The following is a 23540-nucleotide window of genomic DNA, read 5'->3' on the forward strand; positions in this document are numbered from 1 at the left end:
CAGTGACCCCACATCCTCTTCTGCTGGAGACCGCATGAGCACGCTCGCGAACGCAGGCACCTTTCTTCTCGGCGACCGCCGCGTGACCCGGCTGGGGTATGGCGCCATGCAACTGGCCGGACCCGGCGTCTTCGGTCCACCCAAGGACCGCGACACCGCAGTGGCGGTGTTGCGTGCCGCCGTGGCCGCCGGTGTGGATCACATCGATACCAGCGACTTCTATGGCCCGCACGTCACCAACCAGCTCATCCGTGAAGCCTTGCACCCCTACCCGGCGCAACTGACCCTGGTCACCAAGGTCGGCGCCGTTCGTGGCGAGGATGGCGCGTGGTTGCCAGCGCAGGCACCGGACGCGCTGGCTGCCGCCGTGCACGACAATCTGCGCAACCTCGGGCTGGACGTGCTGGAGGTGGTCAATCTGCGGCTGATGGGCGACATGCATCGGCCCACCGAAGCCTCATTGGAGCCGCAGTTCAGCGCGCTGGCGCAACTGCAACAACGGGGCCTGATCCGCCACCTGGGCCTGAGCAACGTCACCTCGGCGCAAGTGGCGCAGGCACGCCGCATCGCCCCGGTGGTCTGCGTGCAGAATCATTACAACCTGGTCCATCGCGACGACGATGCGCTGATCGATCAGCTCGCTGCCGACGGTATCGCGTATGTGCCGTTCTTCCCGCTCGGTGGCTTCAGCCCCTTGCAGTCCGAGCGCCTGTCCAGCGTCGCCAATGCGCTCGGCGCCACGCCGATGCAGGTCGCGCTGGCCTGGTTGCTGGCGCGCGCACCGAATGTCCTGCTGATTCCAGGTACGTCGTCGCTGGCGCATCTGCAGCAGAACCTGGCCGCCGCCGAGCTGGCGCTGGATACCGCCGCGATGGAGTCGCTCGATCAGATCGGACGTCCGAAGGCAACACCGTGAACCGGTGGGACGGCGGTAGCGGCCACGCTCAGCTGGCGCCGCGCGCACGGCTGCGCTTGGCCACGGCCATGTTGTCGACCAGGTTGGGATAACGCCGCCCCGCCGCCTCGGCGCGTCGCTTGGCCTGCGCCTTCTGCGCCGGCGACAAGGTGCTGGAGCGCTTGCCGCGTTTGGGCGCAGGCCGCTTCCACGGTGGTGTCTGCTTGGCCGACGGGGCCGTCTTGGAGACCGATGTGGCCTGCGTTGCTCGACCCTTCTTGGTCGATGCCTGCTTGGCTGAGGCACGCTTTGCCGCGGCGTTCTTCGTCGATGTCTTCTTCGCTGCGGTTTTCTTGGTCGCCGTTTTCTTGATCGATTTTGGTTTCGTTGCAGCGCCCTTCGCTGTCGCTTTCTTTGTTGCCGCCTTCCTGGGTGTGGCTTTCTTCATCGCCGTCTTGCTGGTCGCGGCCTTCTTCGCCGTGGTGGCCAGGCGCTGCAGCACGCGCTCGGCCCAGCGCTGTCCCGCATCGCCGCCCCACAACAACCAGGCGATGTAGCCGGCCGACGGTGCCTTGCGATCGGCCCAGCCCTTGCCCTGCTGGTCCACGCGATGGCGCGCGAAATAGCTGTGCATGCGACGGAGGGTCTGGACCGATAGCGTGCGTTGTGCCGCCAGGTCGCGGGCGCGGGCCACGCCGATCGCGGTACCGCCGCGGCCATGCGTCTGCCGCAGGCGCAGGCCGCGTGTGGCGGCCTGCGCCACGCCCTTCGGAGGTGTCAGGTCGATGTGCGTATCTGCAGCGCTAGGTGCCATTGAGGCGGTCCTGAGTGCGGAATCTGTTCGGTAGTGTTCGCATGCATGCCTGATTTGCAACGTGAAGATCGGCGCACGTCGCTATCGCGATCGTGCATTGCACTGGCCATGCATGCGCGAGGCCGCGCGCATGGATCAGCTTGTTTGTGGGTTGCCAATCGACGCGGCAGCGCCGCTACACTGGCCGCTTTCCGCGCTGGGAGATCGCCATGTCGCTGCCGAAGCTGCGTGATGTCGTTGTGCTCATCCTCGCCGCAGGCTTGTGTCTGCCGGCATTGGCGCAGGATCGCCCGCAGGTGCCGGCACAATGGCGGTCGGTGTCCGCCGACGACCAGTTGCAGGCCCGCCACGAGAACAGCCTGGTGGCGATCGACCATCGTCTGTATCTGCTCGGCGGTCGCGGCGAGCGTCCGCTGGAGATCTTCGATACGCGCACGCGTCGCTGGTCGCGCGGCAGCGCACCGCCGCTGGCGGTCAGCCATGCGCAGGCCGCGGTCTGGGCGGGCAAGCTCTACTTGGTCGGTGGCTTTACCGGCGATTTTCCCGACGAGGCGGCACTGAGCCATGTACTGATCTACGATCCTGCCACCGATCGCTGGCAGACCGGTGCAGAGATTCCCGCCGATCGCCGTCGTGGCGCAGCCGGTACGGTGGCGCATGCTGGCGTGCTGTATCTGGTTGGCGGCAACACGCGCGGCCACAACAGCGGTTACGTGCCCTGGCTGGATGCCTTCGACCTCCGCACGCAACGCTGGACCCAGCTGGCCGATGCGCCGCATGCGCGCGATCACTTCCACGCCGTGGTGCTCGACGGCAAGCTGTACGCAGCCGGTGGACGTCGCTCCTCGCACGACACAGGCGACACGCTGTCGCTCACGATCCCGCAGATGGATGTCTACGACCTGCAGCAAGGCAGCTGGACGGTGGCCGAGGCCGCGCTGCCGACGCCGCGAGCAGGCGCCGCTGCGATCGCACAGGGTGGACGGATTCTGGTGATGGGTGGCGAGAGCGCGGCCCAAGTGGCCGCGCACGCCGAGGTGGAAGCCTACGATCCAGCCACCACGCGCTGGCAGACCGGCCCGGCCTTGCCGCGCGGCAGGCACGGCACACAGGCCGCGCAGGTTGGCGATGCGCTCTATATCGGCGCCGGCAGCGGCAATCGCGGCGGTGGACCGGAACTGCAAGACCTGCTGATGCTGCAAGCTCCGCAAGCGATGCCCTGAGCGCGACCTGCGATGCTGGCCACGCGCCGCCTACAGCCACCTGAGCAGGCGTGCCGCGATAGCGGGATGCAACGGCCGTCGTGAGGTACCTGCTAGAGCGTGTGATGCACATTGCGATGAGATGCGCCGGCCGTCAGCGGTGCGGAGCGGGTGCTGGGTGGCGCTGGCTTAGCTGGCGCCCAGGCAAGCCGCGCAGCACCCGCCTTGTCTCGACGCGCCACAGGACGCTTCGCACTCACCTCAAAGGACATCACACGCTCTAGGCGCCAGGTGCAGGACGCCGTGATGCGGTCGCGGTTCGACGCGACCGGCCCGCGCTACTGGTGGCCTGCGCGGGCACAGCGCCCATCGCATCGCGTAGCTGCTCGACATGGCCGGCGATCATCGTGCCGACCGTCTCGGCCACCGCACGGCTGCTCAGGCGCACGTCGAACAGCAATTCCACGGTGGCGTAGATCAAGTCGACCACGACGCGGCTGACCAGGCGCAACTGGCGTGGGTCGGCGGCGGGAAAGAAGCCGGCCAACAGGCGCACTTGCGCCTTGGTGACCTGCGCATGCGACTCCAGCCGTACCTGTTGCAGCGCCGGCACGGCACGCAAAGCGCGCAGGATCCACACGCCACCTTCGGTGGCCTTGGTCACCCGATAGGTGTCCAGCACCAGGCCGGTCAATGCATGCTGCAACTGCTCGCGTGAGCCGGACATCGCCTGCGGCGTGATCCACTTGGGCACCAACACATTCTGCCGCTGCATCAGGCGCGTACCCAGCTCGGACAGCAAGGCGTACTTATTGGGGAAATAGCGATACAGCGCCGGCGGCGTCAGCCCCGCGTGCGCGCACACCAGATTGGTGGACAATCGCTCCACGCCGACATCGCCAAGCAACTGCGCGGTCACCGCCAGGATGTGCTCGTAGGTTTCGGTGGCCCGGTGCTGGGCGGGGACCTTGTTGGCGGTCAGGCGGGGCGCGGGCGCCTTGGCAGGGGCCTTGGGGCGGGACTTGGCCGTGGGCATGGGCAGGGGAATCCTCGAACACTGGGTAAGGCGTCGGCCAGACCACTGCGACGATCGCGCGTGCCGATGCGCCGACGCCCCGGCCACGCGACGTGATCGTCTGCAGCAGCACCCTGCCACCGCGCGGTCATGCCATGGCACGACCGCTGTTGCGCCATCGCCACATCATACCCGCTGCGTGCTCGGCAATCCGTGCCGATGGGCGTCATCTGCGTGCCAGCCAGGCCGTCAGGGCGAGCGCCACACGCTGCTGCCAGGCCCGGTAAGGCGGAAAGAAGGCCTTGATCGTCAGCAGCCGCCCCCCGCGCAGCAGCGCGCGCTCATGCGAGAACGCCTTGAACCCGTGCTCGCCATGCCCATTGCCGATCCCGGACGCACCGATACCGCCAAACGGCAGCCCGGTATGCACGAACTGCTGCAGGCAATGATTGACCACCGCACTGCCGGAGCTGGTCCGCGCCAACACCGTGTCCACCAGTGCGCGATCCTCGCTCCACAGGTACAGCGCCAGCGGCTTGGGCGCGGCATCGAGCGTATCGAGCACCTGTTCGATGCGTTCGAACTCGATCACCGGCAGCACCGGGCCGAAGATCTCCTCCTGCGCCAGCCGCGTCTGCGGCGGTACCTGCGCCAGCAGCGTCGGCGCCACGAAACGCTGTGCGGTATCGTGCTCGCCACCGACCAGCAGCTCGGCACCGGCCGCGCGCGCCTCGTCGATCAGCGCGGCAAGACGCGCAGCATGCGCTGGATGAATCATGCGCGTCAGGTCCGGACTGGCCGCCACTGCCTGTGGCGTATCCCCGTAACGCTGTGCCAGTAGCGCGCGGCAATGCGCCAGCAGCAGCGCCCGGACATCGCGGTGCACGAACAAGGTGTCCGGAGCGATGCAGGTCTGCCCGGCATTGACCAGCTTGCCCCAGACGATCACCTCGGCGGCACGGCGCAGGTCGGCGCGCTTGTCGACAATGACCGGCGACTTGCCACCCAGCTCCAGCGTCACCGGAATCAGTTGCCGCGCCGCTGCCGCCATCACCTGGCGCCCAACCGCGGTCGAGCCGGTGAAGAAAATATGATCGAACGAGCACTCCAGCAGCGCCTGCGCCGTGGCGACGGCGCCCTGCACCAGGGCCACCTCGCTGCGCGCGAATGCCTCCTCGAGCACCGCCTGCAGCACGGCATTGACCTGCGGGGTGAACTCGGACGGTTTGACGATGACGGTGTTGCCGGCTGCCAGTGCCGAGACCAACGGACCCAGGACGGTGGCCACCGGGTAGTTCCAGGGGCCGATGATCAGACAGCGCCCCTTGGGCTGAAACGTCACCCGCGCGCGCGTGCCCAGGGTCAGCAAGGTGGGCGCTACCTTGCGGGGACGCATCCAGCGCGGCAGCCGTGCGATCGCGGTGGCGATCTCGTCCACCACCGGCAGTATTTCGGTCAGTTCCACTTCCAGCGCGGGCTTGCCGAGGTCGGCGGCGAAGGCGGCATACAGCGCCTGCCGGCGCGCCAGCAAGGCACGACGCAGCGCACGCAGGCGGGCGATGCGCTGCTCGGCGGTGGAGCGCCGCCAGGCGAGCGCGGTGGCCTGTTGCGCGGCAAACAGCGTGGCAATCGTCGCCGCTGCGGTGTCGCCGACCTGGGCTTCAACTGACACGCTGCAACTCCCGACGCTGGATCCACTGGGTCAGCGATTTTGGCAGCCACTGCGCCAATCGCACCAGCGCGCTGGTGCTGGCGGGAAAGCGATAGTCGTCGCGGCGTTGGCGAATCGCCCGCAGGATGTGCTCCACCGCTGCCTCCTCGCTGATCTGCCCAAGGGCCGGCATGCCATCGTCGCGGCTGGCTTCGGTATCGACGAAGCCCGGATAGAGGCTGACGAAACGAATGCCATGGCCGGCGAATTCGATCCGACAGGTATCGAACAGCAGCCGCAGCGCGCCCTTGGCCGCCGAGTACGGCCCCTGCAGCGCCACCCCGACAAAGCCCGCCAGTGAATTGGTCTGCACCACCATCCCGTCCTGCTGCGCCAGCATCTGCCTGAGCACCGGGAACAGGTAATGCACCACGGTGTCGTAGTTGCTGCGCATGCACGCGGTAACGTCGCGCGCCTGCAGCTGTTGCAGGTGCAGCGCCGGTGCACCACCGACATTGAGCACTGCCAGATCGATACGTCCGAAGCGGGCAATACAGTCCTGCACCACGGCCTGTGCGGCATCGGCGTCCTGCGCATCGGCGGCCAGCGCCAGGCAGCGGCCGCCATCGCGTTCGATCTGTGCGGCAAGTGCCTGCAGTCGGTCGGCCCGGCGCGCCGTCAGCGCCAGCACGGCGCCTTCTTCGGCCAGGCGCAGCGCCAACGCACGGCCGATGCCCGAGGAGGCGCCGACGATCAGCACCACCTTGCCGGCATGCGACTCGGCCGGCATCGGCGCGGAACGGCGTTGCATGCGCCCGGCGCAGACCGCCAGCACCGTCGAGGCCAGCGCGAAACCGAGGCTGACCAGCGGCACCGGTGCCGGGTCATCGTTGTGCAGCAGCAGCGATGCCAACAGTGGACCGCAGGCCGAACCAATCAGCTGCGCCGCCGGCACCAGCACCGCCACCCGGCCCTGGCCATCGGCACGAAACGCCAGGCCGACATGGAACGGCACCAGAAACATCCAGGCGAATCCGAACACGATGCAGATCGCGGCGAACTCCAGCGCCGACCCGCCGTGCGCACGGTACATCGCCACCGCCGCCAGTCCCAGCACGCCGCCGCCCACCGCCAGGGTGGTCGAGGTGCCCAAGCGGCGTACCCACCAGATCGCCGCCAGTCCGCCGGCGATCTGCGCCCCCAACGCCAGCGAGGTCTGCAACTGCGCCGCATGCGCGTCCAGCCCGGCGCGCATGCCCAGCGGTTCCAGGTAGGCCCACAGCGCGCCGATCGCGGCCATCTGCAGGAACGCGACCGCCAACGGCGACAGCGTCGACAAGGACCATCGCGGGGTGCCCGCTGCACTGGCGGCCGGCACCATCGGTGCGTGAGCGGGCAGCCGGTACGCCAGCGGTGCCACCAGCAGGCTGATCGCCGCCAGCGCCACGAATCCGCCTTGCCAGCCGGTGCGCGGCAGCACCAGCAGGAACATGACCGCTGCCAAGACGATCTGCAGCACCGTCTGCGCCACCATGAAGATCGCCGTGACCCGGTCCGGCTTGGCAGCGCGCACGATGCTGACGGTGGCGACCCACATCAACACGCCCTCGGCCAGTCCTGCCGCTGCGCGCAGGCCGACGAAAGCGCCGTCGCCGACCGCACGCAGCGTCGCTAGGTCGAGCAAGGCCACCGCGATTGCGGCGCAGACAGCGACCGGGCGTTGCCAGGTCTTGGGCAGCAGCGCATCGCCCAGCACCACGCCCAGCCCGAGGGCGACGATCTCGCACATCGCCACCATGCCCACGCCGGCCAGGCTGATGACGTGCTGGTCGACCAGCGCGCCCAGCACGATCGGCTGCACGCCCAGGATCAGCAGCGCGATCGAGCCGATCGCCAGCGCTGCAGCCAACGGCGGTTCGGCCGCGGTCGCGCGCGCCAGCGGAGCGGATAGCGATGAGGCGTGCGTGGCGCGCATGTCAGGCTCTCAATAGGAAGTGCTTTCGACCGGCAGCTCGCCGCTGGCGAAGGCCGCCACCGCGCGCCGCTGGTCCTTGCGCAGGCGCCCGTTGGCGATGCGGCGCACCCACCATGGCAGCACACCCGTCGGCGCGCCGGTGGCCGCGGCCAGCACATAGGCCTTGGCGCATTTTTCGAAGAGCTCGATATTCAAGGCCAGCCGCCGGGCACTGGTGGCCACGCACAGCGGCCGCCCCGCCACCAGCACCGCATTGCCCACCGCGCCGGCAAGCGCCGCGGCCGCCGCGTCCAACGCGGTCGGCGCGGGCATCGGCCCCAGGTGTCGCGCCTGCTCATCGAACACCTGTGGGAGCAGGCCACCCACCTCGACCAGGCAATGGCCGAAGACACCGGCCGACCACGCGACCGCACCGACATCGCCACGCTGCGCATAGACCTGCGCATGCAGGCGGAAGGGCGCGTGCAGCGCAGCGCTGTCGCGCCAGTCCAGCAGCTGTGGCGAGGCTGCAGTTGTCCCGCCAACCCACATCGTCGTCGCACCCGGGCAACGCAGCGACAAGGCCGCCGCGTCGTCGCCGAGCAAGTGTTTGGCCTGCAGGCGTTCGCGGGTCTGCAGCCAGGTATCGCGCAAGGTCTCCACGGTGTTCATCGGCTCAGACCAGCGCGAAGACATCGTCGAAACGGTTCAAGGCCTCGTCGATCACCGCATCGGTATCGGCCATGCTGGTGTAGATGCGGCTGCCGGCCAGGGTAATCAGGCCATGCGCCGAATACGCCGCACCCATCTCTTCCATCATGTGCTTGCGTGCCTTGGCCTCGTTGCGTGCGCGCCACAGCTTGTACAGGTTGCCGGTATCCAATAGCAACACGCCGGAGGTCTGCAGGTGCACGATCGAACCCATGTTGTAGACCACGTAGGGCAGGCCACGGCGCTGGATGATCGCCTCCAGGCCCGCGCGCAGACGATCGCCGGCGCGACCGGCACGGCCGGCAGCATCGTTCTGCTGTGCCTCCAGCAAGGCGTAGTAACCGGCCACGCAGGACAGCGGGTTGGCCGACAGCGTGCCGCCGACGAAGGCGCGCCGCGCCGTCGTGCCGATGCCGCCCACCAGACTCATCATCACCTCACGGCGGCCACCGATCGCCCCGGCCATCGGGTAGCCGCCAGCCAGGCACTTGCCCAGCACGGTGATATCCGGCGCAACGCCGAAGTAGCCTTGCGCACCACCGGGACCCAGCCGGAAACCGGTGACCACTTCGTCGAAGATCAACAGCGCACCAAACTCGTCGCACAGCGCGCGCACCTGGCGGTTGTAGTCCGGATGCACCGGACGGGTTCCGCTCTCCGGGCCCAAGGGCTCCAGCAGCACCGCCGCGGTACCGCCGCGCAGGCGATTGAATTGCAGTTTGCGGCGCAGCGCGTCCAGATCGTTGGGCAGGCATTCCTGGGTATGCGCGGTGGCGCCGCGCGGAATACCGATCGCCTCCATGCGCCCGGTGCCGGGCAGGCGCATGCCGTACACCAACTGATCGCTCCAGCCGTGATACGCGCCGCCGATCTTGATGATCCAGCGCTTGCGGGTATAGGTGCGCGCCAAGCGCACCGCGCCCATCACCGCCTCGGTGCCCGAGCCGAGCAGGCGCACCATCTCCACCGCCGGCATGCTGGCGCAGACCAGCTCGGCCAGCTTGACCTCGTATTCGTGCAGCAGTCCGGTCACCGGTCCGCACTGGTCCAGCACCTCGTTGACGCGGGCACGCAACGCCGGGGGATTGGAGCCGAGCAAGGTGGGGCCGCCGGCCTGCAGGAAGTCGATATAGCGATTGTCGTCGACGTCGGTCAGATAGGCGCCATCGGCGCTGCGCATCGCCAGCGAGAATGGGTAATTGAACGCCAGGTTGTGCTGCACGCCGCCGGGAATCACCCGTTGCGCTGCTTCGCCCAGCTGCTTGGAGCCTTGGCAGCGCTGCTCGAAGTAGCGCATCACCTTGTCCATGCCCTCGCGCCGGATCGGCCGCATCGGTTGCTTGACCAGTGCGTCGAAGTGGCGATACAGCTGGTCCACGTCGGGCCATTGCGAAATCGCGGAAGTCACGCTCATCGTCGGTGTCATCATGTCTTGGAAAGAAGGGACGCGCCGGACGCGTGCCGGCTGGAATCCAGCGCGCTCAGCACCCGCTGCAGGCCGGCGACGGCGCTGGGATCGCGGGTCGCGCGCGCCTGGATCTGCGCCAGCAAATGGTTGCGCGCGACCAGCTCCAATGCCTCGACCACCGCCACGGCGGCCTCCAGGTCGGCGCCGCAGCACACCACGCCGTGGTTGCGCATCAGATAGGCATTGACGCTGGGCCGCAGCTGCCGCGCCAGCAACCATGCCAAGACGCCGGTGCCCGACGGCATGTAGCCGGCAATCGGAATCGTGGCGCCGAGCAACCGACGCAGCGCCGGTTGCGCGACATCCAATGGCGCACCCAGCAAAGTGCAGGCACTGGCGATCGGCTGGTGCGTATGGATGCTGCAGCCCACGTCCGGGCGCCGGCGCATCACCTGCGCGTGCAGACCGGTTTCCACCGACGGCGTGCGCGCGCCTTCGAGCTGGTGCAGGTCCCTGGTGCGGACGATGCAGATATCCTCGGCTTGCATGCTCAGGTAGTCGATCGCCGACGGAGTAACCGCGAAGCACTCGGCGTCGATGCGCAGGGCGACATTGCCACCGGTGCCGGCCAGATAACCGCGGCGCGACAGCTCGACGCACAGCGCGACCACGCGCTGGCGCTGCTCACGGGCAAACATGTGCGGCGACCTCCGGGGCGGGGACAGGCGTGGAGGGATTCAAGCGTCGATAGATCGGCGCCAGCGTGCGCTGCAAGTCCTTGAACACCGCATAGCGATCGTCATACAGCGCACGCGTGCCCGCATCCGGCTCATAGACCCGGCGTGGGCGCTGCAGCGTGGCCAGATCGCCGAAGCCGAGCCGGCCCAGGCCAACCCCGGCGATGAAGGCCGCGCCGATCGCATTGGCCTGGATCGGGTTGTGCAGCTGGCGAATCGGCCGGCCGCTGACGTCGGCGATGATCTGGCACCACAGATCCGACTGCGCACCGCCGCCGACCGCGGCGATCGTGCCCGGGTCGCGACCGAGCAGGCGTGCGAACGGCTCCATCATCCAGCGGGTGTTGAATGCGACGCCCTCCATGACCGCGCGGATCATGTCCTCGCGACTGTGCATCAGCGAGAGATTGACCAGCCCGGCCCGCAAACTGGGGTCTTCCACCGGCGTACGTTCGCCGAACAGCCACGGCATATAGATCAGCCCGTTGGCCCCGGCCGGCACGCGTGCGGCGATCCGGTTGAGCACCTCGTAGACGTCTGGCCGCTCCTCGTCGCTGAGCAGCTCATCGGCATGGAACAGGATGCGGTCGCGCAGGAAGGATAGATTGGCGCCGGCGGTGGTCTGCAAGGCGATCGCCAGGTAGCGCCCCTCCACCGCACACGGCACCGCGGCAATCGCGCTGCGCACGTCGGTCTTCATGCGCGGCACATGCGCGCCCAGCCACGAGGACGTGCCCAGGTAGAGGTGCGCGGCGTGATCCTCCACCGCCGCGGCCACCGCCACTGCCGAGGTGTCGATCGCCCCGGCCACCACCACGGTCTGCGGCGACAGCCCGAGCGCTGCGGCCACCTGCGGCAGCAGCGGCCCCAGCACGGCGGTGGACGGCACCAGGTCCGGCAGCTTGTCGCGCTCCACGCCGACCATGTGCAACAGGCCCGCGTCGTAGCGAATGCAGTGCGGGTCGCGATTGTCGGTGACCCAGGTGGTCAGCATCGAATCGGGTGTTGCGCAGAACCGGCCGGTCAGGCGCAGGTTCATGTAATCGAGCACATTGAGGAATTTGTAGGTGCGTCGATAGCGCTCGGGCTGGTGGTCGCGCAGATAGGCGATATGGCCGGCGCAATCCTTGCCGCTGCGTGCCGGCGCGCCACCGCTCAGGCGCAGCCACTGCAGCAATCGGAGCGGCGCATAGCCACCGACATTGAGCCAGCGTCCGCGCAAACGGCGGGCGATTGCCGCCTGGCCGCGCATGTCCAGCCACAGCAAGGCGCGTCCGATCGCCTCGCCGTTGCGATCCACGCAGACGGTGCCCTCGCCCTGGGTCGAGCAGCACACCGCCACCACGCGCTGGCGAAACGCCGCATCGCCCTGCACGACCGCCGAGGCTGTGGCGATGAAGGCGTCCCACCAGGCATGCGGGTCCTGCTCGGCGCCCACACCGTGTACATGCAGCTGCACCGGTTCGAATGCCCAGGCGACTACCTTGCCGTCCAGGGTGACCAGTGCGCATTTACAGCCGGAGGTTCCCAGGTCCACCGCCAGCACCAGCGGCGCATTGCCGCCGGTGTCGTCTGCGAGCGTTTGCGTGCGCATCATCAGAACGTGTAGCCGATCGAGAACACCAGCGCATCGCCGTCGGTCTTGCGGATCCGCTCGCCGTCCTGCACCCAATACAACTGATGCGCGTTGGTGTTGGTGGTCAGCCAGTCCAGGTTCCAGTCCAGGCCCCAGCGGCGATGGGTGATGCCGATCTGGTAGTCGGCGAAGTTGCCTTCGCGGAAGTTGGCCAGCTTCTGATAGCCGGCATGCAGGCGCAGTGTGGTGGACGGTAGCAACGACGGCAGCAATGGCAACTGGGTACTGAGGTCGGCCAGCACGGTGCCGCGCGAGTCCTGTTCGCCGCGCGCATAGCACTGCAGGGCAGCGGTCGGATCGATGGAAAAGCGCAGGATCTGCCCGCACACGCCGCCGGTATCGGCACCGCGGTAGGTCTTGGACAAGACATACAACGCGCGTCCTTCGACGATGCCGTAGCCCAGTTCCATCACGGCGAAATCGCTGTTGTAGTTGGTGGTGCGCAGGTCGGTCGGCGTGCCGGTTTCCAGATCGATGCTGTGCGGCGCCATGAAGCGCGCCCCCGGGAAGCGCTCGGTGGCCAGCCCCACACCGGCGTGCCAGCGATCCGGATCGCCGAAGCGGTAGCCGCCGGCCAGGGTGACGCCCAGGCCGTCGCCGTTGACGAACTGGCGCTTGCTCACTCCGGCGACCTCGATCAAGGCGACCAGCCCGCTGGCATGCACGAACTGGGTGCTCCACTTGGCCGAGGGCCGCATCAGCGAATCGGAGATGCCGCGCGTGCGCTGCTCGCTCATCAGCTTGATCTGGTTGTCGAACTGATAGGTGGCCACGGCCCCTTCGCTCGCGGTGTCGGTTTGCTGGGCCTGCGCCGGCAGACAAGCCCCGCCCTGCAGCAGCAACGCACACGCGACGACTGCGCTGACATGGATCTTCGCCATCTGGATTCCCCCCCGGTAGAAGTAAGTGAGAACCGACGCGATCGCGGCGGTCGGTGCTGCGCGGTCGTGCCGCACTGGCCGCAGCTAGTGGCTGGCGCACACCGGCGTGGACGGCACGGTCTGCACGCGCGTGAACAGCATGTTTTCGCCCAGCACTTCTGCGCCGATGAAGGCGCGCAAGGTCAGGCTGTCGCCCTTGCTGCGCAGCGTGGCCTTGTAGCGCTTGCCGCTACGCGGATCGAATGCCCAGCCGTCGCGCCAGGTGCCGTTATCGTCGCGATCCAGCCGCGCGATCTGCACGCCGCAGGTGTCCTTCGGCGTGCCGGCGTCCTTGTCCCACACAATCCGCCCGCACACCGAGCTGGCCGCATCGCTGCAGGGCGCGAAGGCGATCACTGCATCCTTGGCCGAGGTCATCCACAGGCCCTGGACTGGCGAGGCCGTCGCCGCCACCGCCGATGCTGCCGGCAGCGCGGCTGCCACGACACAGGCCAGGGTGCGCAGAACATGGGAAAGGCGAGAGTCGATCATTGCCGCAACCTTGCGGGAGACCCGCTGAGGACAGTAGTGAAAACTACCGTATAGCGATGATTATCTTTTTGCAACACGCTCGAGTGCGGCGAGCGAGCACTACCTGCAACGCCTTGCGGCAGTAGGCGTTGCGGCCGTCGAGCGGGTCGCCAGCAGGCGGGTTGGCCGCGGATTTGATGCGACGCACCACGGTTACGACTGCTTCGAGGCGTGAATGCGGCAGGCAGCGGAGGGGCTCGACAAGGCACTGCTCGGCGCGTGCGCGACGGCACACGCCGAGCACGGCGGCAGCGGCACGACATCCCATTGGCGCTCCCCGCCGCAACGGCGTCATGAGCGGGCGCAGGTCACCGCTCGCGCCAGGTCAGACGCCTGCCCCCGCAAGCGGGCGCGGTCCATCAACGCGCGTCTGCATGACGCGCGCGTCGGTGCGCCGAAGGCCGGCGGGCTGCGCGTTTCACGTCGGCCATCGCGCGGCCGGAGCGTGCAAGCCGCTAGCGCGTGAACTCCAGACCGCGTACCTGCAGCCGCAGACGCGTCAACATGGCGTTGGAGGTCATATACAGCGTCTGCCCATCGTCGCCGAACGCGCAGTTGGAGATCGGCTGCCCGGTTTCGATGCGCCCCAGGCGCCGACCGTCGGGAGTGAACACCAGCACGCCGCCCGGACCGGTCGCGAACAGATGGCCATCGGCCGCTACCGCCATGCCGTCGGGCAAACCCGGCGCGTCCTGGGCGACCAGGTCCGAAGCGTCGGCAAACACGCGCTTGCCGGTGACCGCGCCACGCGCATCCAGCGTATAGGCCATCCAGATCGGCCGCTTCGGATCGGAATTGGAGACGTACAAGGTGCGCTCGTCCGGCGACAAGGCGATGCCGTTGGGAAAGCTCAGGCCATCGTCAAGCAGATGCACGCTGCCATCGGCGTCCAGGCGATAGACACCATTGAACCGCAGTTCCTTGATCGGCGAAGCATCCAGATCCTTCAGGCCATAGGGTGGATCCGTGAAGAACACCGCGCCGTCGCGACGGCGCACCAGATCGTTCGGGCTGTTGAAGCGCTTGCCGTCGAAGCCGCTCGCCAGCGTCGTGGTGCGGCGGCTGAGCGGATCCAGACGCGCTACTCGTCGATTGCCCGAATCGGCCAACAACACGCTGCCGTCAGGCGCGGCATACAGGCCGTTGGCGCCGGCTTCGCGCAGAGCCTCCATCGGCGGACCGGCATAACCGGAGGGCTTGAGCAGCACCGACAGCCCATCGCGTTCGGACCAGCGGTACAAGGTGTTCTGCGGCACATCGGTGAACAGCAGATAGCCACCCTTGCGGACCCAGGTCGGCCCCTCCGACCAGGTGAAGCCTTCGGCCAGCCGTTCGATGCGTGCGTCGGCAGCGACGAGACGCTGCATCGCCGGATCGAAGCGGCTCACCTGGCCGATCAACGCATGCGATGCGGGCGCAGGCTGCGTATTCGCGCAACACGTCAAGGTTGCGACAGACATGGCAGCCACGAGCAGACGGAGCGAGACACGCATCGGCAGATTCCTGAGCAAGGGTCAGCCATGATGCCACCGCCGCATGCGAGGCGATGCTGCAACGCGGGCACGACGGATCAGTGCGCTTGCGCTTGCTCCGGCACTGCCAGCACTGCGTCGAGTGCCGGCTTGGGCTGGCGATCGCGATCGAACAGCAGGGGATAATTGATACGCCCCGGCACCGGATAGTCGTTCTTCCACGACATCGCATCGCTGACACCCCACACGCTGACCCGGGCCAGCTTGTCGCGCTTGCGCCAGAACAGCGCAAACAGCTCGGCATAGCGATCGCGCAGTTGCGTCTGCACCTGCGAGGGCAAACCCGCACGATAGGGATCGAGGAAACGCTTGAACTCTGGTAGCTGGAACTGCTTGTGCGCCAGCCCGGTGCCGATGACCTGACCTTCTTTGGTCAGCGGCAGCACGTCGATGTCCAGCTCGGTGATCATCACTTTGACGCCGAGCGCAGCATAGGCATCGATGGCGTCCTCGATCTCGCGCAGGCTCGGATAATCCAGCCCCCAATGGCCTTGCATGCCGACCCCATCGATGCGCACTCCGGCAGCCTGCAACATCTTGACCATGCGCACGATGCCGTCGCGCTTGCTCGGACGCCAGGCATTGAAGTCGTTGTAGTACAGCTCGGTATTGGGCGCATAGCGTTGCGCGAACGCGAAGGCGTTGCGCACGACGGTATCGCCATCGCCGACCCGCTGCACCCAGTTGGTGTCGCGGTAGCGTCCGTCCTCGTCGATGATTTCGTTCACCACATCCCAGGCCTGCACCTTGCCGGCGTAGCGGCCCGCCACCAGCGCGATGTGCTGGCGCATGCGCTCCAGTTGTTGTGCCGGCGTATTGGGCTTGCCATCAGCGGTGGTGAAGAACCAGTCCGGCGTCTGGTTGTGCCAGACCAGGGTGTGGCCGACCACGAACATGTGCTGCGCACGTGCGTCATCGACGAAGGCATCGGCGGCGGCGAAATCGTTGACGCCACGACGCGGCGACACGACTTCGGCCTTCATCACGTTCTCGGGCGTGAGCGCATTGAAGTGGCAGGCAACCAAGGCCGCCGACGCGGCATCGCGGCCGGAAACGATCTCTGCGTTCACGGCCGTGCCGATCAGGAAGGCATCGGCATACACCTGCTTGAGCGTCTTCTCGGGACAGGGCGGGGTGGCGGCCGCCGACGGCGCAGCGCTGGCGATCGCGCTGCTGGCCACCAGGCCAGCCAGCAACAGCAAGGAGAACCAGTGACGTGCAGACATGGCGGCAGCTCGAGAACGGGGGACGGGAGACCTGACCGCACGCGGCGACGACCCTGCAACGCAGCGTGCGTGCGCAGGATGCGCAAGGCCATGGCACAGTCCGCCTACAGCAGACGATGGCGGTGATGCAGCATAGCGGCTTCCGTCTCCGCGGGCAGCGCCTGACCTGCGTCGGCGCATGCCGACGACAGACAGCAAGCACAGGCGTTGCGGCGCAGGCATGCCCGCGCCGCATCGGCGACCTGGACGGTCAGCGGAGGTGTCGATGACTCACGAGGATTTGCGCGCAGACGCCAGCAGCGTCAATCCGTGCGCCTCTGTTGGACGGCATGCAGGTCACAACCAACGCCAGTGTGCGATCGAGCCGCGGGCGCTGCGCCGAGCAGTGCAGAATCGTGGCTGCTGCGAAAATCACCGCCCGGCAAACCACGGCGTGCCGGGCGGTAGGCGCGATTAATTGCTTTGGGTGAAAGTGATCGCCGGTGAGGTACCACCCGACGCAGTGCAGCTGCCAAGCGTCAGGTTGTTCCGCTCGAAGGTGGTGCCTGCGTTGCCCAGACAGGTTGGCGCGTTGGTCGTGCCATCGTTGACGGCCACGTTCACCGTCACCCGCGAGCCGCGGTTGAACGACACCAGCGGATCGTCGCCGTTATGCCCGAAGATGTTGAACTCGGATTGCCGCCAGATCTTGTTGATGTTCAGCGTGGAGGCGCTGTCGCTGACGCTATAGGCCTGGCCATCGACGGACAGCGTCACAGTGTCGACGCCTCCGGCCTTCGCCGACCCGCTCAGCTTCATGCTGCCGATTTTCGACAGCGGTACCAATGGCGCGCTGGCCAGATTGCCATCGCGCCAGCAGGCGTTCTGGTCCGCATAGGTGTTCCAGCCGGACGGGCAACCTTTGGACGTGTATTCGGAACTGCTATCAGCATAGAACCAGTACTCGATGAAGACCGCCGGCGTCCGGCCATTGCTGCTATCGCCGTCGTAGTCGGTGTCGTAGATGAACTGCTCCCAGGTTTCGCACGAGGAGTAACCGAACTGTGCGCAGGTGGTCGGATTGCTGATGCTGTCGGTATTGATCTGCAACGAATAGTCGACCACGCCGGTCGTCACGCCGCTCACGCTGGGAAAGGAGCCGATCGCCGAGCGTGTCAGTCGACTCGTGCGGGCGGCGTAGTCGTTGCCATTGCCGACCACGAAGGTGCTATCGGTGTGTGCGGTCGTGGAACGGCTCTCACCGCGATTGACGGTCGCCGGCGACGGGGTTCGCTTGGACGGCGCCATGCAGCGTGTTGCCTGCCAGCCCATATTCGGAAAGCTCGAACGGAAGCAGCCCTCCATCGCGGGCGCCTCCTGGCGGATCGTGGCTTCCCAGGACGAGATCGCCGCGGTGCGGCCAGCCGATGCGGTCGCCGCTGTTTGCCCGGTTTCCGCTGCATTGGCCGTGGCTGCGATGATGCAGGCGGCAAGCAAGGACTTCACTGCGATATGCCTCATGTGCGTTCCTGATGATGGGTGGAGCGCAGGATCACGCTCGCCAGCGACGTCGCACGACCGCCAAGCCAGAAGCGATCTGCGCGCCGGCGAAGGCGCTGGTAAGGCGGCATGCACAAATCGGCCTCCATCACAGCCTAGCCGTGATGCAATGCCATCTGCGACCTGCTGGGTCTGGATTGCGGCACCGCGATCGGAGCGATGCGGCCATCGACGGCGATAAAGACCATGGGCATGTGTCAGCAGCGCCGCGCGTGAAGCCATGACACGCGTGATCCGCAGACCTCGCGGATACCCCGGGCGCAGCACAAGCCTCGCGTCATCGGGCGGCCGAAACGCCTACGACGACAAACGCCCGGGAAGGCCACTGCCTTCCCGGGCGTTGAGCACGCATGCGTCGCGTTAGTTGCTTTGGGTGAAGCTGATGCGCGGCGACGAACCACCCGAGGCAGTGCAGCTGCCGAGAGTCAGGTTGTTCTGCTCGAACGTGGTACCGGCGTTGCCCAGGCACGTCGGGGCATTGGTCGTGCCGTCGTTGACGGCCACGTTCACCGTGACACTCGAGCCGCGGTTGAACGACACCACCGGATTGTCGCTGCCGTTGCCGAAGATATTGAACTCGGACTGCCGCCAGATCTTGTTGATGTTCAACGTGGAGGCGGGCTGGTTCACGCTATAGGCCTGGCCGTTGACCGAGAACGACACCGTGTCCACGCCGCCGGCAGTCGCCGAGCCGGTCAGCTTGATCGTACCGATGTTCTTGACCGCGACCAGCGGCGCACTCACCGCATTGCTGTTGCGGTAGCAGGCGTTCTGGGCGGAATAGGCGTTCCAGCCGGACGGACAGCCCACCGAGTTGTACTGCGAGCTGCTGCCCGCGAAGAACCAGTCCTGGATGAAGACGACCGGGGTACGGCCATTGCTGGCATCGCCGTCGCTATCGGTGGAGTAGATGAACTGCTCCCAGGTCTGGCAGGTGGAGTAACCGAACTGCGAGCAGGTGGTGGGATTGCTGGCGATGTCGGTGTTGATCTGCAGCGAATAATCGGCAACGCCGGTGGTCACGCCGCTCACGGTCGGGAACGAGCCCACTGCAGAACGCGTGAGATTGCCGGTGCGCGCAGCGTAATCGGTGCCGTTACCGACCGTGAAGACACCATCGGTGTGCGCGGTGGTGGTGCGGCTATTGCCATTGGTGACGGCCGGCGGTACCGACACGAACTTCGGGGGCGCTGCGCAACGCGTCGCCTGCCAGCCGTTGTTCGGGAACGCCGAGCGGAAGCAACCCTCCATCGACGGCGCTTGCTGATGGATCGTCGCTTCCCAGGACGACATGGCCTCGGCACGGCCGGCGGCGCTGATGGCCGAGCCCTGCGTGGCGGCTGCTGCGCTGGCCACACTTCCGATGATGCAGACGACAAGCACTGACTGTAATCCGAACTTCTTCATTCCGGTTCCTTATGAAGGTGGAGTAAACGATCTTCCTCGCACGGCCGGGCCCGCGATGCACGGTGATGAAGACGTATACGGAAAAGCGAAGTCGACCGTTCGCGAAAAGCGACATCTATGGGGTCTGTCACGTTCTTTTGTTAAGCGCGCATCCGCACGGCGTCGATGCTGCGTGACGGCATCCGCAATCGGAGTCGCCGATGCGTTCGCTGCGCGGGTGCTGCGCAATGCCGCTGGTCGACAGCCCGGTGCTTGCAGGGGCGCCGTCATGGGCGCCCGTGAGAACGTGCGAACCGTCACGCACATTTCGTGACGGAACCAGCCTTAAGCGGGGATCGCCAGGCCGAGTCAGCTGGTTCGGCTGCGGACAGCGCACGGCACCCTTGTATTCACGCCTTGCTGCCACTGCCGATGCCCGAGGGTTGGGCATCCCTGTGCCTGGCGCGTGGGCCGCACCTACCCAGCGCTGCCCACGGCCACAGGCTGGCGTCCCATGCCAGCTGGCAGCAGGGCGCTGCGGCGATGGGGACCTACCAGGACGACAAACGCCCGGAAAGGCCAGGGCCTCGCCGGGCGTTTGCGCAGGCGTCAGTTGCTCTGGGTAAAGGTGATGGAGGGCGATGCACCGCCAGAGGCTGTGCAGCTGCCGAGCGTGAGGTTGTTCTGCTCGAACGTCGTCCCGGCGTTGCCCAGGCACGTCGGCGACCTCCGCGTGCCGTCGTCCACTGCCACGTTCACCATTACCTGCGAGCCGGCGTTGAAGGAGACCAAAGGGCTGCCGCCGCCATTGCCGAAGATATTGAACTGGGATTGATGCCAGATCTTGTTGATGTTCAGCGTCTTGGCGTTCTGGCTGACACTATAGGCCTGACCGTTGATCGAGAACATCACGGTATCCACACTACCGGCGGTCGCCGAGCCGCTCAGCTGGATGCTGCCGATCCCCGAGACTGGCACCAGCGGCACCTCCACCCCATCGCTATTGGTGTAGCAGGCGTTGTAGTCGCTGTCGGAATAGGCAAACCAGCCACCCGGGCACCCTTTCGCCTTGAATTCGGCGGCGCTGCCGGCAATGAACCAGTCCTGGATAAAGGCGACCGGCGTGCGGCCATTGCTGGGATCGGCGTCGCCATCGGTGGAATAGATGAACTGCTGCCAGGTCGCGCACGAGGTATAGCCGAACTGCACACAGGTGACGAAGTTCTTGTCGATGTTGGTGTTGATCTGCAGCGAATAGTCCTCCACGCCGGTGGTCACGCCGTTCACCACGGGAAACGATCCCACCGCCGAACGCGTGCGCGAGCCGGTGCGTGCGGCGTAGTCGACGCCGTTACCGACGGTCATCGTACCTTCGGTGCGCGCGGTGAGGCTGCCATCGTTGCGGTGAGCGATCGCCGGCGGCCGCGAGACCACCGTCGGCGACGGCGCGCAGCGCACTGCCTGCCAACCGTTGTTGGGGAACGACGAACGGAAGCAGCCCTCCATGGCAGGCGCGTCCTGCCGCAGCGTCGCCTCCCACGCCGACATCGCCGCGACGCGGCCAGCGGCGTCGATCCCCGCGGACTAGTGGCGGCCGCTGCACTGAAAACACTTCCAATAATGCATGCACCAAGCACATACTTCGCTCCGATCTTGTCCATTCGCCTGCCTCACGTGAATGGAGTGTCAAGCATCCTTCCTGTGACAGTCACAACACCGCCGAATCGGAAGCCGTCCCCGCAGCAGCGAAGGCGCCGCTCTGACGAACGCGCAAGTCCTCTTCTGCGTCACAGTCTGATCGAACGGCTTTTTAGCCAGTCGCTGCACCTGCGGTGGCGTGCGATGCTCCAATGCATGACGCACGCGCGCAGCGGCGAAGCAGCAACAGCGGCATGCCGTCGCTGTGCAACGCTTACAGGTTGTAGGCCTGCTTGGGCAGACGGTACGCCAGGTCGATCGCCACCTCGGTCGCTTCGTCCTCATCGAGCCGATGCTCGGCCACCAGCGTGGCGAGGAAGGCGCTGTCCACGCGGCGGGCAACATCATGGCGTGCCGGAATGGACAGGAAAGCGCGGGTGTCGTCGTTGAAGCCCACCGTGTTGTAGAAGCCCGCGCTGGCCAGGGTCTGCGCGCGAAAGCGCCACATACCCTCGGGGGCGTCATGGAACCACCAGGCCGGGCCGAGCAGCAAGGCCGGGTAGTGACCCGCCAGGGGCGCCAGCTCGCGGCTATAAGTGCTCTCGTCCAGCGTAAACACGATCAATCGCAGGCGTGGCTCGTTGCCGTAGCGATCCAATAAGGGCTTGAGCGCATGCACGTAATCGGTGCGCAGCGGAATGTCGGCGCCCTTGTCGCGTCCATGGCGTTGCAACAGCGAACGATTGTGATTGCGGAAGCACCCCGGGTGCAGCTGCATCACCAGCCCATCGTCCAGGCTCATCGCTGCCATCTCGGTCAGCACCTGGGCACGGAACAACTCGGCCTGTACCGGCGTGGCCTGGCCGCGCACCACGGTGTCGAACAGGCGCTGCGCCTCGGCAGGCGACAAGTCCGCCGTGGCGGCGCTGGGATGGCCGTGGTCGGTGGAGGTCGCCCCGGCCTGGGCGAAGAAGGCGCGGCGTTGGCGATGCGCGCGCAGGTAGCCGGACCAGGTCACTACATCCTCGCCGGTGAGTTCGCCGAATCGCTGCAACGCCTCGGCGAACTGCGCATGCTCCGGATCGACGACCGGATCCGGACGATACGCGGTAATCACCCGGCCGCTCCAGCCACTGGCACGGATCGCGGCATGGTGCTGCAGCGGATCCAGCGGCGACTCGGTGGTGGCGATCACCTCGATGCCGAAGCGCTCGAACAACGCACGCGGGCGAAAGTCCGGCGTCTGCAGCGCTGCGGTGATGTGGTCGTAGTAGTGATCGGCACTGTCGGCGCTCAGCCGCACGCGCAAGCCGAACACCTCATGAAAGACGTGATCCAGCCAGCTCGCCGAGGGCGTGCCGCGGAACAACGCGTAGCGGGCAGCGAACAGCTGCCACGCCACGCGCGGATCGACCTGCGCCCGCGTGCCATCGGCGCGCGGGATGCCCAGCTGATCCAGATCGATCCCCTGGCTGTACAGCATGCGGAACACATAGTGATCCGGCACCAGCAACAGCTCGGTCGCATTGGCGAACGGGGCATTGGTGGCGAACCAGGCCGGGTCCGTGTGGCCATGCGGGCTGATGATGGGCAGTTGCGCGATCTGCGCGTACAGCCGGCGCGCGATCGCACGCGTGCCCGGATCGGCCGGCAGCAGCCGATCGGGATGCAAGGACAACGGGGAAGCGGACATGGTCGATCTCAGCCAGAGGGAAAGTGGCGGGCGCCGGTCAGGGTTTGCTCGCCACGTAACTGCGCAGCCAGGTCAGTGCCGGGCGTTCGCTGCCGTCCGTATTGATCAAATAGGCGCCCTCGTCTTCACGCCAGAGCCCATGACGAAAGCCCCACAGGTTGACGCCGCGCACCGCCGGGTGCTCCCAGAACAGCGGAAAGATGCGCTGGTAGGCCGCCAGTTGCTCGGCATCGGTCGGGCCGTCCAGATCGAGCTCGGTGATGTAGATCGGCAAGCCGGTGGTGGCCAGCAGGTCGAGATTGGCCCGCTGCACCGACAGGGGCGCGTAGGCGGTCTCGAAGGCGTGCCCCTGAATGCCGATGGCGTCGACCAGATGTTCCTGCTGTAGCAGCTGGATGGTCCGCAGGTACAACTTGGCGGCATTATTGTCTCCAGTGATGCCAAAGTCGTTGATCATCAACTTGGTATTGGGAAAATACTTGCGTGCCAGGCGGAACGCCTGCAGCACCCAGTCGACGCCGGTGCTGCCGGTACCGCCCAGGGCCTGCAGATAATTGCCCGAATCGCTGTGGCGGTTATCGGGCTGGTTGTGATCGGGAAGCGTCTCGTTGGCGACCTGCATCAGGTCGATGTCGGGGTAGCGCTGCGCGATGGCGGCGAACCAGTGCTCGAGGGCGGCAAGCTGTTCGCTCGGCGGTAGCGTGCGCACCCACAGCGGCTGCTGGGCGCCCCAGATTCCGCAATGGAACTGGAACTGCAGCTTGTTCCGCTTGGCCAGTTGGTACGCCTCGTCGAGCTGGCCCCAGTTCATCTGGCCGCGCACCGGCTCGACGCTGCCCCACTTGCCGGCATTCTCCGGGACGTTGCTGTTCCAGTACTTGAGGAAGTCCTGCGCTTGCGACGGGCTGTAAGCACTGCCGAGCGTACGCTGTTTGCCAGCGGCGATCGGCGCGGCTGCAGCGCAGGTGCAGGCACCCAGTAGTAGAACGACCAAGAGCGAACGACAGGTTTTCAACATGCTGAAACTCCTAGATCCGTGATTGAACAGTCAT

The 23540-nt window shown here is 66.7% G+C and carries 18 protein-coding genes and 2 pseudogenes; 2 read left to right on the forward strand and 18 right to left on the reverse strand.

Annotated features, from left to right (window positions below):
* The first annotated feature begins 34 nt into the window (after window positions 1-34).
* Window positions 35-916 carry an oxidoreductase gene (locus tag CKY51_RS20170; RefSeq protein WP_022971409.1) on the forward strand — a complete coding sequence of 294 codons (882 nt, stop codon included), beginning with the start codon at window positions 35-37 and terminating at the stop codon, window positions 914-916.
* A gap of 28 nt (window positions 917-944) precedes the next feature.
* Here the strand turns inward: CKY51_RS20170 and CKY51_RS20175 are convergent, their stop codons facing one another.
* Window positions 945-1709, reverse strand: a complete 765-nt coding sequence (locus CKY51_RS20175) for a hypothetical protein (protein WP_031338950.1) — start codon at window positions 1707-1709, stop codon at window positions 945-947.
* Window positions 1710-1918: 209 nt separating this feature from the next.
* Here CKY51_RS20175 and CKY51_RS20180 point away from each other — a divergent pair, with 209 nt between their 5' ends.
* A complete protein-coding gene (locus CKY51_RS20180) occupies window positions 1919-2932 on the forward strand; it encodes a Kelch repeat-containing protein (protein WP_031338952.1) in 1014 nt (337 codons plus the stop codon).
* Between the two features lie 259 nt (window positions 2933-3191).
* Here the strand turns inward: CKY51_RS20180 and CKY51_RS20185 are convergent, their stop codons facing one another.
* The 17 genes and pseudogenes from CKY51_RS20185 to CKY51_RS20270 all read right to left on the reverse strand — a co-directional run bounded on the left by CKY51_RS20185 (window position 3192) and on the right by CKY51_RS20270 (window position 23506).
* A complete protein-coding gene (locus CKY51_RS20185) occupies window positions 3192-3947 on the reverse strand; it encodes a TetR/AcrR family transcriptional regulator (RefSeq protein WP_022971411.1) in 756 nt (251 codons plus the stop codon).
* Between the two features lie 205 nt (window positions 3948-4152).
* On the reverse strand, window positions 4153-5598 hold the full coding sequence (locus CKY51_RS20190; protein WP_022971412.1) for an aldehyde dehydrogenase family protein: 1446 nt from the start codon (window positions 5596-5598) through the stop codon (window positions 4153-4155).
* Window positions 5588-6367 carry an SDR family NAD(P)-dependent oxidoreductase gene (locus CKY51_RS22790; protein WP_238319445.1) on the reverse strand — a complete coding sequence of 260 codons (780 nt, stop codon included), beginning with the start codon at window positions 6365-6367 and terminating at the stop codon, window positions 5588-5590. Before CKY51_RS22790 ends, CKY51_RS20190 begins: the two co-directional genes overlap by 11 nt.
* A pseudogene (locus CKY51_RS22795) lies at window positions 6359-7474 on the reverse strand (MFS transporter); the annotation flags it as partial. The pseudogene CKY51_RS22795 and the gene CKY51_RS22790, both read right to left, overlap by 9 nt.
* An 87-nt stretch (window positions 7475-7561) precedes the next feature.
* Window positions 7562-8203: a hypothetical protein gene (locus CKY51_RS20200; protein ID WP_022971414.1), complete on the reverse strand. Its 642-nt coding sequence runs from the start codon at window positions 8201-8203 to the stop codon at window positions 7562-7564.
* Window positions 8204-8207: 4 nt separating this feature from the next.
* The gene (locus tag CKY51_RS20205) at window positions 8208-9656 is read right to left on the reverse strand and encodes an aspartate aminotransferase family protein (RefSeq protein ID WP_031338956.1); all 1449 of its coding nucleotides are present in this window, start codon (window positions 9654-9656) and stop codon (window positions 8208-8210) included.
* A gap of 11 nt (window positions 9657-9667) precedes the next feature.
* Window positions 9668-10348 (reverse strand): class II aldolase/adducin family protein, encoded by a 681-nt coding sequence (locus CKY51_RS20210; RefSeq protein ID WP_022971416.1) that lies wholly within the window; start codon window positions 10346-10348, stop codon window positions 9668-9670.
* Entirely contained in the window at window positions 10335-11981 is a 1647-nt protein-coding gene (locus CKY51_RS20215) for a xylulokinase (RefSeq protein ID WP_031338958.1), read from the reverse strand. The genes CKY51_RS20210 and CKY51_RS20215 overlap by 14 nt, the downstream gene beginning before the upstream one ends.
* 2 nt (window positions 11982-11983) lie before the next feature.
* The gene (locus CKY51_RS20220; RefSeq protein WP_022971418.1) at window positions 11984-12904 is read right to left on the reverse strand and encodes a TorF family putative porin; all 921 of its coding nucleotides are present in this window, start codon (window positions 12902-12904) and stop codon (window positions 11984-11986) included.
* A gap of 84 nt (window positions 12905-12988) precedes the next feature.
* Window positions 12989-13435 carry a DUF2147 domain-containing protein gene (locus CKY51_RS20225; RefSeq protein ID WP_022971419.1) on the reverse strand — a complete coding sequence of 149 codons (447 nt, stop codon included), beginning with the start codon at window positions 13433-13435 and terminating at the stop codon, window positions 12989-12991.
* A gap of 494 nt (window positions 13436-13929) precedes the next feature.
* Window positions 13930-14967 (reverse strand): SMP-30/gluconolactonase/LRE family protein, encoded by a 1038-nt coding sequence (locus CKY51_RS20230; RefSeq protein ID WP_022971420.1) that lies wholly within the window; start codon window positions 14965-14967, stop codon window positions 13930-13932.
* A gap of 77 nt (window positions 14968-15044) precedes the next feature.
* Window positions 15045-16232, reverse strand: coding sequence for an endo-1,4-beta-xylanase (locus CKY51_RS20235; protein ID WP_022971421.1), 1188 nt, complete (start codon window positions 16230-16232; stop codon window positions 15045-15047).
* Between the two features lie 453 nt (window positions 16233-16685).
* Window positions 16686-17732 (reverse strand): hypothetical protein, encoded by a 1047-nt coding sequence (locus tag CKY51_RS20240; protein WP_022971422.1) that lies wholly within the window; start codon window positions 17730-17732, stop codon window positions 16686-16688.
* 399 nt (window positions 17733-18131) lie between these two features.
* Window positions 18132-19178: a hypothetical protein gene (locus CKY51_RS22530; RefSeq protein WP_031338959.1), complete on the reverse strand. Its 1047-nt coding sequence runs from the start codon at window positions 19176-19178 to the stop codon at window positions 18132-18134.
* Window positions 19179-19766: 588 nt separating this feature from the next.
* Window positions 19767-20818, reverse strand: a pseudogene (locus CKY51_RS20255) (hypothetical protein).
* Between the two features lie 251 nt (window positions 20819-21069).
* The gene (gene uxaC, locus CKY51_RS20265; protein WP_031338964.1) at window positions 21070-22488 is read right to left on the reverse strand and encodes a glucuronate isomerase; all 1419 of its coding nucleotides are present in this window, start codon (window positions 22486-22488) and stop codon (window positions 21070-21072) included.
* 37 nt (window positions 22489-22525) lie between these two features.
* Window positions 22526-23506 (reverse strand): endo-1,4-beta-xylanase, encoded by a 981-nt coding sequence (locus tag CKY51_RS20270; RefSeq protein ID WP_152249783.1) that lies wholly within the window; start codon window positions 23504-23506, stop codon window positions 22526-22528.
* Between the last annotated feature and the right edge of the window lie 34 nt (window positions 23507-23540).

The sequence above is a fragment of the Xanthomonas maliensis genome (assembly GCF_009192945.1).
GTDB classification, from domain to species: Bacteria; Pseudomonadota; Gammaproteobacteria; order Xanthomonadales; family Xanthomonadaceae; genus Xanthomonas; species Xanthomonas maliensis.